Genomic DNA, 14,251 nt, shown 5'->3' with positions numbered 1-14,251 from the left:
CCGATGCCCGACGTGTCCTCGGCCCGCGCCGGCGTGCTGTCCAAACGTGCGCTGGTGACGGCGTCCCACGCGGTGGAGCGGGCGGCGCTGGCCGAAGGCACCGGCGCGGACACCGTGGTGTTCGCGCTCTTCCAGCGGCTGCCGTACTTCGAACGGGAGCGCGAGGTGTACGCGCGGATCGCGCGGACGGCCGCGGTCACGGTGGTCGGCATGGTCGACTCGGGCCGCCCGGACCTGCCGCACGGCGTCACCCCGGTGCTGCTGCGCCCGGACGAGAGCATGGCGCGCGAGTGGTCGGTCGCGGTCCTGTCGCCGACGTTCGGCGCGTCCGTGGTGGCCCAGGACCTCGACGACGTCGACCCGCAGGCGATGTCGATCGAGTCGGCGCGGCTGTTCCGCGGCCGCTGGGGCCTGCGGCGCGACGAGGCGTACGCCGAGGTCGTCCGGCTGCGCGACGCGCTGGGCGACCGCCTGCCGCCCGCGGTGCGGCACAAGGTGAGCGAGATCCTCGCCTCGGTGGACGCGCCGGCGGCAGTCGACGTCGAAAGCCGGGCGGAGGCCGCGTTGCGGCACGTGGCGGCGCGGCTGGAGGCGCTTTCGCCGCCGGCCGCCGGACCGGTCGACGCGGAGACGGGGCTGGCGACGCTGGCGGGCATCACGCCGTGGCTCGGCGACGCGACGGACACGGTGCCGCTCGGGCTGGTCCTGGTGACGGTCGACGACCTCACCGCGGTCGAACGCCGCCACGGCAACCGGATCCGGATGCACACCGAGCAGAACATCGCGGACCTCCTGCGCGACGGCCTGCGTCCGCTGGACCGCGCGGTGCGCCTCGGCCCGGGCGAGTTCCTGGTGGTGCAGCCGGTGGTGGGCCCGGACGAGCTGACCGACCGCAGCCTCCGCCTGGAACGCCGCCTGGCGGCGCTGCACGCGACGTACCCGTTCGTCGACCTCCACCCCCGCACGACGACGATGCTGACCCGCCGCCGTCCGCTCCCCCTGAACACCCTGCGAAGGCGGCTACGCCACGTCCCGGCGACGACGCTGTGGCCCCCGAGCCAGGGCTCGTTGCCGATAGAGCCCCGCGGCCCGGCCCTGCGCGGCGGCGGCTGGTTCCGCTGAGCCCCACAACCGACCGGCGGCGCGGGGTCGTGAGCGGGAAACCGGGTCTGAGCCGGTTTCCCGCTCACGACCGCTCCGGCACGGCAACCCCGCCTCCCGCAGCTCCCACGTCCGTGAATGGCACATCGAGGACTCGGACCTGGTTCCACCGATGATCTCGATCGCGCGCCGGAGCCCGTGCGCCGCCGAACTCTCGGCCCGGCAACCTCAAGAACCCCCTGCCGTCACGCCGATCACCTGCCTACGCGAGCCACGACCGGTGAGTCCGGGTCGGCGTCCCTCGATGTGCCATTCACGGACCTGGCGCCGGGCCGGCCGCCTCGCGCTCACGGCGGGGCTTCGGCCTCGCGACTGCGGTACCGGCGGAACGCGGCCGCCAAAGCGGCCAGCGTGAACACGCCGCACGCGATACCCGCCGACACCTGCAACCCCGCCGCGCAAGCCGCGCGGGCCGCCGTGAGCAGGTCCGAAGCCATCGGCCCCGGTAAGGCCGCCGCCGCGACTTCCGCCTGGGCCGGGCCCGCCGCGGCCAAGTGCCGCGCCGCCGGCGGGAGACCGGGGGGCACGGACAGGTGCGCCGCGTATACCGCCGCGGCCAGGGAGCCGAACAGCGTTGTGCCGAAGCCCGCGCCCAGCTCATAGCCCGTCTTCTCCACCGCCGCCGCCCCGCCGGCCGAGGCGGCGGGGGTGGCCGACAGCAGCGTGTCCGTGCTCGACGTCAACGCCAGCGCCATCCCGAAACCCAAGCCCGCCAACGCGAAACCCAGTAAGGCGACCACGTCGAGAGCGGGCACCAGCAGCGACACCGCCGTCACCGCGAAGCCGGCCGTCCGCACCCGGGCGTTGCCGAACCGCTGCAGCAACGCCGGCGCCACCACGCTGCCCGCGGCCGACGCGCCGAGCACCAGCAGCAGGCGGGTCGCCGCGGCCATGGGGGACAGGCCCAGCACCAGCTGCAGGTACTGCGCGAACAGCAAGCCGAGCCCGACGAGCGTGCTCATCACCAGCAGCACCCCGCCGACCGCGCCCGGCACACCCGGTTGCCGGAACAGCTTCAGGTCCAGCAACGGCGCGTCCGCCCGGCGCTGGCGCCGCACGAACAGCCCGACGAGGACACACCCGGCCAGCGACGGCAGCAGGCCGCCGTAGGCGATCCCGAGCACGCCGCCGGCCGCGAACAGCGCGCTGACGCCGTCCCAGTGCCGCCGCGCGGGCGGGGTCCGCGGCAGCCACCGCAGCGCGAGGACGATCGCGGCCAGGATCACCGGCGGGTTGACCAGGAACGTCGCGCGCCAGCCCCACGTCTCGACGAGCACCGCGCCCAGCACCGGCCCGAACACCGAACCCGTGCCGGCGATGCCGCTGCACACCGCGATGGCCGTCCGCCTTCGCCGCTGCTCCGGGAACAGCTCCCGCAGCAGCGACATCGTCGTCGGCATGATCATCGCGCCGCCGCAGCCGAGCACCGCGCGGGCCGCGAGCAGCGCCGGGACGCCGGGAGCGAACGCGCAGGCCAGCGACGCGACGCCGAACACCGCGTACCCGGCCACGAGCACCCGGCGCCGGCCGTAGCGGTCGCCGAGAGTGCCGAACGGCAGCAGCAGCGGCGCCGCGGTGAGCGGGTAGATCGCCACGATCCAGACCTGGGCCGACGCGCCGGGCCGCAGCTGCCGGACCAGATCGGGCAGCGCGACGTGCAGCACGGTGGCGTCCACCGCGACCAGGAACAGCCCGGCGCCGAGCACCGCGAGCGACGGCCACGCGCGAGCCGGCGCCCGGGTCACGACCACAGCAGGCCCGTCAGGTGCCGCGCGACGAGGTCGACGTGCGGCGGGTCGACGACCGACAGGTGGTGCGCCGCCACCGGCACGATCTCCAGCCGCGGGCACAAGTCCGCCCAGCCCGCCGCGGCGTCGGTGCGGGAGTAGCGCGGCTCCAAGGCCAGCCCGGCGGCGTACGGTTCGGTCGCCCGGTAGAGCACGACCCGGCCGTCGTAGGGCGGCGGCACCGCGCGTTCCGCGGCGAGCGTGTCCAAAAAGGACTGGTGCTGGTGCCGCAGCACACCGGGGCTGAGCAGGCCGGCCTCGGCGACCCGCCGCATGGTCAGCTCGATCTGCTCCTCTTCGGGCAGCGGCGCCAGCTCACCGTGACCGAGACGGACGGCCCGGCCGTAGGTGCCTTCGACGTACCCGGTGAACCGCAGGAAGCGCCGCGCCGAGGACGCCCGCGGGTCGAGTTCCGGTTCCGGCAGCGGCAGCATCGTGTCGATGAGCGCCACGAGTTCGACGTCTTCGCCCTCCTCGGCGAGCTTCGCGGCGACGCCGTAAGCCAGCGCCCCGCCGAACGACCAGCCGGCCAGCCGGTACGGCCCGGTCCGCTGGGTCTCGCGCACCAGCGGCAGCAGCCGCTCGACACGCTCCTCGACATTGCCGCCGGGGACGCGTTCGAAGCCGACACACGGCAGTTCGCCGGGCAGCCGGTCGAGCAGCGGCCGGTAGACGGTGCAGGTGCTCCCGCCGGGGTGGAACAACAGCAGCGGTGTGACACCGGCGTCCCCGGCCGTGAGGACGTGGACCGGCCCGCGTTCCTCGCGGGTGTCGAGGACGGCCCGCGCGACGTCGGCGATGGCGGCCAGGGAGTCGTGCCGCAGCAGGTCGGCGGCGTCGACCGGGGTCGCCAGCTCGGTCGTGAGCCCGTCGGCGAGCAGCTGCGCGAGGTGCGCCGGCCGGCCCGCGCCGGACAGCCGGACGTGCGTGCCGCTCGGCTCGGCCCCGGTGTGCCGGGTCCACAGCCGCAGGACCAGGCGGTCGGCGGCGTCCCAGGCGCGTCCGCGTGCCGGCCGCGGGGACTCGCCTCGCCGGAGCGCGAGATCGCGGTTGAGGTCGGCGAGGGTGGCCCCGCGCAGGACCGCCGCGGCGTCGGGCTCGGTACCGAGCTCGCGCCGGAGGGTCTCCCGGATCCGGTTCGCCATCAGGGAATCCAGCCCGAGTTCGACGAGCGGCACGTCGGCGTCGAGCCGATCCGGCCGCAGCCCCATGACGGCGGCGACGATTTCGGTGAGCCGATCGGTCTCCGCGCGGGGTGCGGGACCGGGTGGCGCCACGGCGGCGGGAACACGGTCCGGCTCGGCAGGCCCCCCGGCCGTCGAGGTGAACCAGTGCCGCTCGTGGCGCCACGGCATCGGCGGGACGTCCACCAGCCGCGCCCCGTCGCCCGGATCGGCCGGCGTGACCCGCACCCCCGCGCAGTACAGGGCCGCGGCCGCCGCCCCGAACGCGCGCACCTCGTCCTGGCCCCGGCGCAGAGTCCCGGTGACCACGACGTCGTCGACGCCGGCGGCCGCGAGTGTCCGCGCCACCGAGCCCCGCAGGATCGGGTGCGGCGACACCTCGACGAACGTGCGGTGCCCGTCTTCGGCGGCCGCCGTCACCGCCTGCCGGAACCGGACCGGCCGGCGCAGGTGCGCGGCCCAGTACCCGGCGTCGAAGTCCGGCAGCTCGCGCGGGTCGGCCAGCACCGTGTCGTACCAGGGCACCGCCGGCCGGCGACCGCCCAGCTCGGCCAAGACCTCTCGCAGCGCGGCCACCACCGGGACGACGCCCGCCGAATGCCCCGGCACCTCCACCGGCAGCCGGCGCGCGGTGCGACCGGCGGCCGTCAGTTCGGCGACCAGCCGATCCAGGACCGCCGCCGACCCGGCCACCGTCAGCTGCCGCGGCGCGGAGTCGACGGCCAGCTCGACACCCGCGTACGCCGCCAGCTCGGTCGGCGACAGCTCGACCGCGGCCATCCCGCCGGCGGGGACACGACCCAGCAGCCGCGCCCGCGTGGCCACCAGGTGGACGCCTTCGTCGACGTCGAGAGCACCGCTCACCACGGCGGCCGCCGCCGACCCGAGGGAGTGCCCGATGACGGCCGCGGGCCGGACGCCGAGGGCCTCCCACCGCGCGGCCAGCGCGATCTGCGTCCCGAAGATCGCCGCCTGGGTCTGCGGTAGCGGCAGCGGCTCGGACGTCGTGAGCAGCGCGCGCAGCGACTGCCCGGTGTGCTCGGTGAACCGGTCGCCGAGCTTGTCGACCTGGGCTGTGAACGCCGGTTCGGCGTCCAGCAGCCCGCGGCCCATCCCGGGCCACTGCGAACCGTGGCCGGAGAAGACGAACACCGGGCCCTCGACGTCCCGCGCGGTGCCGATCGCCGCACCGGCGGGCAGCGGGTCGGCCTCGACGGCGCGCAGCAGCGACGCCAGCTCGGCGGTGTCGCCGGCGACGAACGCGGCCCGGTGCCGGGCGCCGTTGTCCCGCCGGGACAACGTGTGCGTGACGTCGGCGAGCGGATCGGACGACGTCTCCAGCCAGCTCGCGAGCTGCGCGGCCCGCTCGGTGAGCCGATCGCGGGTCCGGGCCGACACGAGCGCGATCCGGACGCCCGCGCGGTGCGAAGCCGGGTTCGGCGCGGCCTCTTCCAGCACCACGTGCGCGTTCGTCCCGCCGAACCCGAAGGCCGACACCCCGGCGGTGGCGCGCCCGGCGTGCCGCGGCCACGGCGTCGCGTCGGTGACGACCCGCAGCCGCAACTCGTCGAACGCGATGTGCGGGCTGGGCGCGTCGAAGTGCAGCTGCGGCGGCAGCACGTCGTGGGTCATGGCCAGCACGACCTTGATCAGCCCGGCGATCCCGGCGGCGGCCTCCGCGTGCGCGATGTTCGTCTTGACCGAGCCGATCAGCAGCGGCCGCTCGGGAAGCCGGCCCGCACCCAGCACCGCGCCGAGCGAGCGGGCCTCGATCGGGTCGCCGAGAAGGGTGCCCGTGCCGTGGGCCTCGACATAGTCCACAGTGGACGGATCGAGTCCGGCGGCGCGGTAGGCGTCCCGCAGCATCGCCTGCTGGGCCAAGGGGTTCGGCGCCGCCATGCCGTTGGACCGGCCGTCGGAGTTCACCGCCGAGGAGCGGATCACCGCCAGCACGCGGTCGCCGTCGACCTCGGCGTCGGCCAGCCGCTTGAGCACGACGACGCCGCAGCCCTCGGCGCGCGCGATGCCGTCGGCGGCGGCCGCGAACGTCTTGCACCGGCCGTCGCCGGCGAGCAGCCCGGCCGCGGCGAACGCGGCGGTCGGCCCGGGCAGCAGCATCAGGTTGACGCCGGCGGCCAGCGCCAGGTCCGCCTCGCCGTCGCGCAGCGCCCGCACCGCGTGGTGCACCGCGACCAGCGACGACGAGCAGGCGGTGTCCACGGCCATGCTCGGCCCGCGCAGGTCGTACACGTAGGACAGCCGGTTGGCCGCGATGCTGCCCGCGGCGCCGGTGGCCGTCCACAGGTCGACGCCGTCACCGCCCATGGTGAGGTGCCCGTAGTCGTGGGTGGCGATCCCGGTGAACACGCCGGTGCGGCTGCCGCGCAGCGACGCCGGCGCGATCCCCGCGTGTTCGAGGGCCGCCCAGGTCACCTCCAGGAGCATCCGCTGCTGCGGGTCCATCGTCGCGGCTTCGCGGGGCGTGATGCCGAAGTGCTCGGCGTCGAACCCGGCGACGTCGTCGAGGAAGCCGCCGACGACCGGCGCGGCGTCGGCGCTCCAGCGGCCCGGCGGCGCGGTCCGGACGGCGTCCCGCCCGGTCCGCAGCAGGTCCCAGAACTCCCCGAGGCCGTCGGCGCCGGGCCAGCGGCAGCCCAGGCCGACGACGGCGACCGGGTCGGTGCGGCGCCGGTCGGTGGCCGGGGCGACGTCGGGTTCCGCGCCGCCGGTGAGGCTGCGCGCGAGGTGGTCGATGGTCGGGCTTTCCCACAGCAGGGTCGACGGCAGCCGGGTGCCGAGCAGGTCTTCGAGGTCCGCGGCGATGCCGACGGCCTGGCGGGAGGACAGGCCGTAGTCGCCGAGCGGGCGGTCGGGTTCGAGCCGGGCGGCGTCGACGCCGGTGTGCTCGGCGACGGTGTCGAGCAGCCAGCGGCGCAGGGTTTCGGGCGTCGGGTCCCTCATCGGGTTTCTCATCGCACCAAGGCCTTTCCGTACTCGTGGGCGAGGTAGCGGTCGCGACAGGCGCTCCGGGCGATCTTGCCGCTGGAGGTCCGCGGCACGTGGCCCGGCGGCACGAGGACGACGTCCCGCAGCGCCAGGCCGTGCGCGTCGGCCACGAGCCGCCGGACCGTCGCGGCCAGGTCCCGTTCGGACTGTTCGGTCAGCTCGGCGTGCCCGCGGTGCTCCGCGACGACGACCGCGTCCTCGGTGTCGGCGCCCTCGATCGCGAACGCGGCCACGCTGCCCGGGCGGATCGCCTGGTCCGCGGCGGCCACGGTCGCCTCGACGTCCTGCGGGTAGTGGTTGCGGCCGTCGACGATGAGCAGGTCCTTGAGCCGGCCGGCGATGTAGAGCTCGCCGCCGTGCCGGACGCCGAGGTCGCCGGTGCGCAGCCACGGCCCTTCCGGCAGTCCGCTGTGGTCGCCGGTGAGCCGGGCGCCGAAGGTTTCCGTGCTGTCGAGGGGGTTCTGCCAGTACCCGTCGCCGACGTTGGGGCCGTGGACCCAGATTTCGCCGACCGACCCGTCCGGCAGCGCGACGGCGGTGTCCGGGGCGACGAGCGCCACGTGCTGGCCTGCCGGGGCACCGCAGGCGACCAGCCGGACGCCGGCACCCGCCTCCCGCGCGGTGCCCTCGCCGAGCGCGTCGCGGTCGAACGTCGTGACGCGCGGGGCGGCGTCGGCGGCGGTGGTCACGAAGACGGTCGCCTCGGCCAGGCCGTACGACGGGCGCGTCATCCGCGGCCGGTAGCCGGCCGCGGCGAAGGCGGTGTGGAAGCGGTCGAGGACGTCCGGATTGATCGGCTCGGCCCCGTTGACGATCGCGGCGACACCGCCGAGGCGCAGCCGGGCGCGATCGGCGTCGCGCACGCGGCTCGCGCAGTAGTGGAAGGCGAAGTTCGGCGCGGCGCTCCACGCGCCGGGCCGGTCGCCCAGCAGCTCCAGCCAGCGGACCGGCCGTTCGATGAAGGCCAGCGGGTCCATCAGCACCGAACGCAGGCCCAGCACCAGCGGCGTGATCAGGCCGAGGATCAGGCCCATGTCGTGGAACAGCGGCAGCCACGAGACGGTGCTGGCCTCGCGCGGGTCGAGGCCGAGCCCCCGCACGGCCTGCCGCACGTTGGCGAGCGCGTTCGCGTGGGTCAGCACCACGCCGGCGGGGGAGCGGGTCGAGCCCGACGTGTACTGCAGGTACGCGACGTCGCCGGCCTGCGCCTCCGGAGCGGGCCGGGTCCGGGTGGCGGCGGCACGGTCGACCACCACGATCTCCACGCTCCCGCCGAGGAACTCCGCCACGGCGGGGCGCGCGGCGGACGTCGTGACGACGGCCGTGGGCGCGCAGTCGGCGAGCACCGCCGTGAGCCGCCCGGCGTGCCCGGGCAGGCCGGGGTCGAACAGCGGCACGGCGATCGCGCCCGCGGTGAGCGCGGCGAGGAAGCCGACGACGTAGTCCACGCCCTGCGGGCAGAGCACGGCCACCCGGTCGCCGGGCCGGACCGGCAGCGCGCTCGCGGCGGCGTCGACGCGCGCGGCCAGCTCCCGCCAGGTGAGGGTCCGCCGCCGCCCGTCGCGATCGACGCTGTAGTCGGCGAAGGTCAGGGCAGGGTCCTCGGGCTTGACCGTCGCCCAGTGCCGCAGGCACGCGGTCAAGGTGTCGTTCGCCGGGCTTTCCGGGGCCAGGTTCATGGGGTGCTCCTCCGGTCTATCGGCCCAGCCGCGGCGCCGCGTGCTGCCACGCGGTGACGGCCAGGGTGTCGAGGTCGAGGTCGGTGGCTCCGGCGTCGCGGAGCAGGACGAGCACGTCGCCGGCGGCGATGGCGACGGTGCGCAGCCGCAGGCCCGGCAGCTCGGCCGGCTGGCCGGGCAAGGTCAGGACCTGCTGGTAGGACAGGGTTTCGGCACCGGGGACGGCGGGTCCGGGGCGCACGGTGAGTGTCGAGACGGCGGTGCCCTGCGGGTCGTCGACGGTGACTCGCGCGCACCGGCGGGCCTGGCCGGCCCACGTCGCCAGGTCGGCGGGGAGGGTGGTGCGGGCGACGAGTTCGGCGACCTGCCCGCCGGCCACGGCCGACTGGAAACCCTGTCCGACGGCGTCCCCGGGCCGCAACAGCCGGCCGTGGACCACGTCGGCGCACCCGCCGCCGTCGTCTGCCCGGTCCGAAGTGGACAGCGCGGTGGCGACGTCGAAGGTGTCGCGCGCGGCCGCCGGAACCACCTCGGGCGGCAGCAGGACTCCCTGGGGAACGGCGGGCGGGCGGGAAACCGGAGGTGTCGTTTCCGGTTTTCCCGCCGAGCCGGAAATGGTGCCGGCCGCCGCGGCGATGACCAGAAGGGCAGCGGCGCGGACCGGCGGAAAACGGGACGGTCGACGAATTCGGGCAGCCATGGAAAAGCCCTTTCCGGTGGGGTTCGAAGGTGCGCGGTCCCCGCGGTGGGACGGCTTCGCCGGGGCGTGCGGTGGACGCCGGCCCGGGCGGTTCAGGGGGAAGGCTACGACAGGTAATCGGTTACCGGAAGAGGCTCAAGAAATCGTAAACGTCGTTCATGTACAGGGCGTGAGCTGCTAAATCGCCGAGATTCGGCCGGTGAGGTGCGGGGTTACCCATGGGTAGGCCGAGGTAGGTCACCGAGGGTGATTGCGGGCTCACCCTCGTGGGGGAGGTTGGCGCGTTTCTGTTCTTCTCCCATTCACATTGTCCGGCCGTGTGGCGGACAAGACAATTGCCGGACGGGTCCGTGTTCCTCTAACTTGTGCGCACATCCCGAACGTTTTCCGGGTGATCGCCGTCACTTTTCCGGATTTGATCGACCGACCGGAGAAAGGAATACGTATGCGCATGAAACACCGACCCGCCGTCGCGCTGCTGACCACCCTGAGCTGCCTGCTGCCGAGCGTCGCCGCCACACCGGCCCAGGCCGCCGAACCGCCGGCCGCGCGCGCCGACGACGGGACGCACGTCGTCGCCGAAGCCACCGTCGGCGGCGACCCGCGGACGCTGGACCTGACCGTGCGCTCGACCGGCGTCGGCGCCTACGCCATGGTCCGGCTGATCCTGCCGGAGGACTGGGCCGCACACCCCGATCGCCGGTGGCCGGCGGTCTACCTCCTGGCGGGGGAGACCCGGCTGCAGGACTACCGCGGCTGGAGCGCCAACACCGACGTCCGGCAGCTCGCCGACGACGCCGATGCCCTGGTCGTGATGCCCGGCGCCGGCCCGGCGGGCTTCTTCACCGACTGGTGGAACTACGGCAAGGACCTCGCCCTCAACCAGTGGGAGACGTTCACCGCGGTCGAACTGCCGCAGCTGATCGACCGGGGTTACCGGGGGGACGGCCGGCGTGCGGCGGCGGGGCTCTCCCTCGGCGGGTACGGCGCGATCGAGCTCGCCGCGCGCCGGCCCGGCGTGTTCCGCTACGCCGCGTCCTACAGCGGCAACCTGAACCCGACGGGCCCCACCGGGGAGCTGCTGACCGACGCCATCGTGACGTCCGCGAAGCTCGATCCCGAGGCGCTGTGGGGCGACCGGCGCCGGGAGCCGGCGCGCTGGGAGGCGCACGATCCGCTGGTCAACGCGGACCGCCTGCGCGGCACCGAGCTGTACCTCTCGGCGGGCAACGGGCTGCCCGGGCCGTTGGACGGCAAGCTCCCGATCGACGTCCTGCCCGGCGCGATGCTCCTGGAGTACCTGTGCGGCGGCCAGACCACCGCGATGGCCGCCCGCCTGCGCGCCCTCGGCGTCCCGGCGACGATCGACCTCTACGGGCCCGGCACGCACCAGTGGGCCTACTGGCAGGAGCAGCTGCACCGGACGTGGCCCCGGATGCTGCAGGTCCTGGCCGCGGGGGCGGCGTCGTGACGCGACTGTCCTATGTGGTCACCGGCGCGTCCTCCGGGATCGGCCGGGCGTGTGTGGCCGAGCTGGTCCGGCGCGGCGCCCACGTGTGGGCGAGCGTGCGCACCGACGTCGACGAGAAGGAGCTCGAGAGCGCGTACGGCGACGCGGTAACGGTGCTGCGGATGGACCTGCGGGACGCGGAGTCGATCGCCGCGTGCGGTGCGCGGGTCGTGGCCGGCGGACCGCTGCACGGCCTGGTGAACAACGCCGGCCTCGCGCGGCCGGGCCCGCTCGAATACGTGCCCCTGGAGGTGTTCCGGGAGCAGCTCGACGTGAACGTCGTCGGGCAGCTCGCGGTCACCCAGGTGATGCTGCCCGCCCTGCGCGTCGCCGAGACGCCGCGGGTGGTGACGGTCGGCTCGATCGGCGGGCGGATCGCCGGGCCGATGATCGGGCCGTACCACACGTCGAAGTTCGCCCTGGTCGGCTTGACCGACACCCTGCGCGCCGAGCTCGCGCCGGAAGGCATCGACGTCGTGCTCGTCGAGCCGGGCGCGGTCGCCACGGCGATCTGGCCGCGAGCCCGTGCGGCGGCCGAGGAGGTGCGGGCGGCGCTGCCCGACGCGGGTCTCGTGCGCTACGCGGCCCAGCTGGCGGCGGCCGAACGCAGCGCCGCGCGCTCCGCCCGCTCGGGAGTGCCGCCGCGGCGGGCGGCGCAGGTCGTCGTCCGCGCGCTCACCGCCCGGCGCCCGGCCCCGCGGTACCTGGTGGGCGCGGACGCGCGGGTGGCGGCGGTGCTGGCGAGCCTGCCGTTCCGGCTGCGCTACCGCGTGACCGCGGCGAAACGATGAGCCGTCAGGTGGTCGTGATCGCGCCCGGCTCGCGCGGTGACGTCCAGCCGTGCGTCGCCCTCGGCCGGGGCCTCGCCGCGGACGGCGACCGGGTGCGTGTCCTCGCCGCGCCCGGTTTCCGCGCGCTGGTGCAGGCGCACGGCCTGGCGTTCGCGCCGCTGTCGGCGGATCCCGGCGAGATCCTCGGCTCGGCCGCCGGCCAGGCGTGGACCGCGGGCGGTCCCTTGACGTTCGTGGTCCGGCTGCGTGAAGTCCTGCGGCCGGTGCTGGCCCGGCTGCTGGCCGACGTCCACGCCGGCTCGTCGGGCGCCGACCTGGTGCTCGCCCCGACGCTCGGCTTCCTCGGCGCCCACGTAGCCGCGCACCTGGGCGTCCCGGACGTCGAACTGCACTACCAGCCGAGTGTGCCGACGCGGGCGTTCCCGCACCCGCTGCTGCCGTGGGCGGACCGGCTCGGGCCGTGGGGCCGTCAGCTGAGCTTCGGCGCGGTCGACGCCCTCGCCTGGCAGCTCCTGCGGTCCACTGTGGACGGCTGGCGCGTCGGCTCGCTGGACCTGCCCGCGGCCGGGATGCGCGGCCCGCGGCGGGCATCCCCGGTGCTGTGCGGGTTTTCCGACGCCGTTGTGCCCCGCCCGCCGGACTGGCCGGCGCGGGTGCACGTCACCGGCTACTGGTTCCTCGACCCGCCCGCCGGGTGGCGCCCGGACCCGCGGCTGCGCGACTTCCTCGCGGCCGGCCCGCCGCCGGTGTACGTCGGCTTCGGCAGTATGCGCCCGGTGGAGGCCGAGCAGGCGGTCACGGCGTTGCGCCGCGCGGGTGTGCGCGGCCTGCTCGGCACGGACGTCCCCGTCGAGCCGGCCGACGACGTGCTGCCGATCCACGACGTCCCGCACGCCTGGCTGTTCCCCCGCACGGCCGCGGTGGTCCACCACGGCGGCGCGGGCACGACGGCGGCGGCCCTGCGCGCGGGCGTCCCGTCGCTGGTCTGCCCGGTGTTCTCGGACCAGCCCTACTGGGGCGACCGGGTGTCCCGCCTCGGCGCGGGCCCCCGGCCACTGCCGCGGCGCGACTTGACGGCGGACACCCTGACGGCCCGCTTGCGAGAGCTGACCGGCAATCCGCTGTTCCGCCGCGGCGCGCAGTACGTCGGAGCGAGGCTCCGAGCCGAGGACGGCGTGGCCCGGGCGTGTTCGGTGCTGCGGGAGGTCTAGGTGGTCCGCGGCCGGATCGCCGGGACGGCCCCTTCGACCGCGGCCACCAGGGCCCGCAGTGCGACCAGCTCCGCGGCGAGGGCCTTGCGACCGGCCGGGCTGATCGAGATCCACGTCCGGGGGCGCTTGCCCTCGTACCCCTTCTCGACGTCGATCAGGCCCGCCTCGTCGAGGATCGTGACGTGCCGGGACAGGTTCCCCGCCGTCATGTCCAAGGTCCGGCGCAGGTAACCGAAGTCGACCTGGCCCGCCTCGGCGGTGATGGTCAGGATGCCGAGCCGGTGCCGCTGGTGCACGGTCTCGTCGAGGCCCGCCGCGGGGTGCTCGCTCACGCGCGGGCCCCTCGCTCGTGGAACCACGCCACGACGCCGCCCACGACCAGGATGAGTCCCGGCAACAGCGTGTTCGTGAACGCGTGGGTCGCTTCGCCTTCGTAGCGCGCGAAGACGCCGAGGTGGAAGAACACGTTCTGCATGTTGTACAGGTTCGCCAGCAGGGTCGCGGCGGCGAAGAGGCCACTGATCACGCCCAGTAGTCTGCTCCGCTCCAGCCACGCGAGCCCGACCAGGCCGAGCGCGATGGTGACGAGCGGCGCGTACGGCCGGACCGGCGCGAACAGCAGGTCGAGCGCACCCAGGGCGACCAGGCCGGACAGCATCGCGGCGACGGTGGCGGCGCCGCGCGCGACGCGGCCGGTGAGGGTGGACCGCACCCACAGGAGCCCGCCGAGCACCGCCGTCGCGATGAGGACGACCGGCACCGCGAAGGACGGCTGGGCGTACGGCGACCGCCCGACCCGGTAGGCGAAGGACTCGACCACCGGCATGCCGAAGGAGATCGCGACGACCCCGATGAAGCCGACCGCGAGGTAGGCGCGGATCGGCGTCCGCACCCCGTAGCGGGAGCCGCGGCAGAGGTACCAGCACGCCGTGGCGAGGAATCCGCCGACCACCGCGATCAGCCAGTACAGCTGCATCGGTGTGCCGAACCAGACGCCGGCGACGTCGAACCGCGCCGGGCCGCCGGACGACCACAGCGGGGCGAGCAGCACGAGCGCGCCGAACAGCAGCACGGGTGGCACGTACGCGTGCCGATCCGCCCGGGTCCGCGTCTTGAGCCGGGCCATCTCGTGGAGCAGGAGAGCGGGTGGCAGGTCGGTCATGAAGGCCCCGGGTTCGTAACTAGTTTATTTGGCAAACCAGATCCGGCGGTGAACCTACCA

The 14,251-nt window shown here is 75.1% G+C and carries 10 protein-coding genes; 4 read left to right on the top strand and 6 right to left on the bottom strand.

Annotated features, from left to right (window positions below; all coding sequences use genetic code 11):
* The first annotated feature begins 3 nt into the window (after positions 1 to 3).
* The gene (locus tag OG494_RS14735) at positions 4 to 1,122 is read left to right on the top strand and encodes a DICT sensory domain-containing protein (RefSeq protein ID WP_328455957.1); all 1,119 of its coding nucleotides are present in this window, start codon (positions 4 to 6) and stop codon (positions 1,120 to 1,122) included.
* A gap of 326 nt (positions 1,123 to 1,448) precedes the next feature.
* Here OG494_RS14735 and OG494_RS14730 read toward each other — a convergent pair whose 3' ends face one another.
* Genes OG494_RS14730 through OG494_RS14715 form a run of 4 tightly spaced genes read right to left on the bottom strand, consistent with a single transcriptional unit; the run spans position 1,449 to position 9,517 of the window.
* Positions 1,449 to 2,906, bottom strand: coding sequence for an MFS transporter (locus OG494_RS14730; RefSeq protein ID WP_328455955.1), 1,458 nt, complete (start codon positions 2,904 to 2,906; stop codon positions 1,449 to 1,451).
* Positions 2,903 to 7,093, bottom strand: a complete 4,191-nt coding sequence (locus tag OG494_RS14725) for a type I polyketide synthase (protein WP_328455953.1) — start codon at positions 7,091 to 7,093, stop codon at positions 2,903 to 2,905. Before OG494_RS14725 ends, OG494_RS14730 begins: the two co-directional genes overlap by 4 nt.
* An 8-nt stretch (positions 7,094 to 7,101) precedes the next feature.
* Complete coding sequence (locus OG494_RS14720; protein ID WP_328455952.1) at positions 7,102 to 8,817, bottom strand: fatty acyl-AMP ligase; 1,716 nt, start codon at positions 8,815 to 8,817, stop codon at positions 7,102 to 7,104.
* 16 nt (positions 8,818 to 8,833) lie between these two features.
* Complete coding sequence (locus OG494_RS14715; protein ID WP_328455951.1) at positions 8,834 to 9,517, bottom strand: hypothetical protein; 684 nt, start codon at positions 9,515 to 9,517, stop codon at positions 8,834 to 8,836.
* A gap of 451 nt (positions 9,518 to 9,968) precedes the next feature.
* On the opposite strand from OG494_RS14715, the gene OG494_RS14710 reads away from it, so the two are divergent.
* From OG494_RS14710 to OG494_RS14700, 3 genes are read left to right on the top strand one after another with little or no spacing between them, the layout of a single operon-like run.
* On the top strand, positions 9,969 to 10,988 hold the full coding sequence (locus OG494_RS14710; protein ID WP_328455949.1) for an alpha/beta hydrolase: 1,020 nt from the start codon (positions 9,969 to 9,971) through the stop codon (positions 10,986 to 10,988).
* Positions 10,985 to 11,818, top strand: coding sequence for an SDR family NAD(P)-dependent oxidoreductase (locus OG494_RS14705; protein ID WP_328455947.1), 834 nt, complete (start codon positions 10,985 to 10,987; stop codon positions 11,816 to 11,818). The genes OG494_RS14710 and OG494_RS14705 overlap by 4 nt, the downstream gene beginning before the upstream one ends.
* Entirely contained in the window at positions 11,815 to 13,029 is a 1,215-nt protein-coding gene (locus OG494_RS14700; RefSeq protein WP_328455945.1) for a glycosyltransferase, read from the top strand. The genes OG494_RS14705 and OG494_RS14700 overlap by 4 nt, the downstream gene beginning before the upstream one ends.
* Here OG494_RS14700 and OG494_RS14695 read toward each other — a convergent pair.
* On the bottom strand, positions 13,026 to 13,361 hold the full coding sequence (locus tag OG494_RS14695) for a transcriptional regulator (RefSeq protein WP_328455944.1): 336 nt from the start codon (positions 13,359 to 13,361) through the stop codon (positions 13,026 to 13,028). The genes OG494_RS14700 and OG494_RS14695 overlap by 4 nt on opposite strands.
* The gene (locus OG494_RS14690) at positions 13,358 to 14,191 is read right to left on the bottom strand and encodes a hypothetical protein (RefSeq protein WP_328455942.1); all 834 of its coding nucleotides are present in this window, start codon (positions 14,189 to 14,191) and stop codon (positions 13,358 to 13,360) included. Before OG494_RS14690 ends, OG494_RS14695 begins: the two co-directional genes overlap by 4 nt.
* Positions 14,192 to 14,251 lie beyond the last annotated feature (60 nt).

Source organism: Amycolatopsis sp. NBC_00438, from assembly GCF_036026695.1.
Lineage (GTDB): Bacteria > Actinomycetota > Actinomycetes > Mycobacteriales > Pseudonocardiaceae > Amycolatopsis.
Note: the sequence above shows the minus strand (reverse complement) of the source record. Positions and strands in the feature narration are given on the sequence as shown.

What these genes read in the sequence shown, in the direction of transcription:
- OG494_RS14720 (WP_328455952.1), bottom strand. Translation starts at nt 8,817, where the DNA reads ATGAACCTGGCCCCGGAAAGCCCGGCGAACGACACCTTGACCGCGTGC.
- OG494_RS14715 (WP_328455951.1), bottom strand. Translation starts at nt 9,517, where the DNA reads ATGGCTGCCCGAATTCGTCGACCGTCCCGTTTTCCGCCGGTCCGCGCC.
- OG494_RS14700 (WP_328455945.1), top strand. Translation starts at nt 11,815, where the DNA reads ATGAGCCGTCAGGTGGTCGTGATCGCGCCCGGCTCGCGCGGTGACGTC.
- OG494_RS14690 (WP_328455942.1), bottom strand. Translation starts at nt 14,191, where the DNA reads ATGACCGACCTGCCACCCGCTCTCCTGCTCCACGAGATGGCCCGGCTC.
- OG494_RS14735 (WP_328455957.1), top strand. Translation starts at nt 4, where the DNA reads ATGCCCGACGTGTCCTCGGCCCGCGCCGGCGTGCTGTCCAAACGTGCG.
- OG494_RS14710 (WP_328455949.1), top strand. Translation starts at nt 9,969, where the DNA reads ATGAAACACCGACCCGCCGTCGCGCTGCTGACCACCCTGAGCTGCCTG.
- OG494_RS14725 (WP_328455953.1), bottom strand. Translation starts at nt 7,093, where the DNA reads ATGAGGGACCCGACGCCCGAAACCCTGCGCCGCTGGCTGCTCGACACC.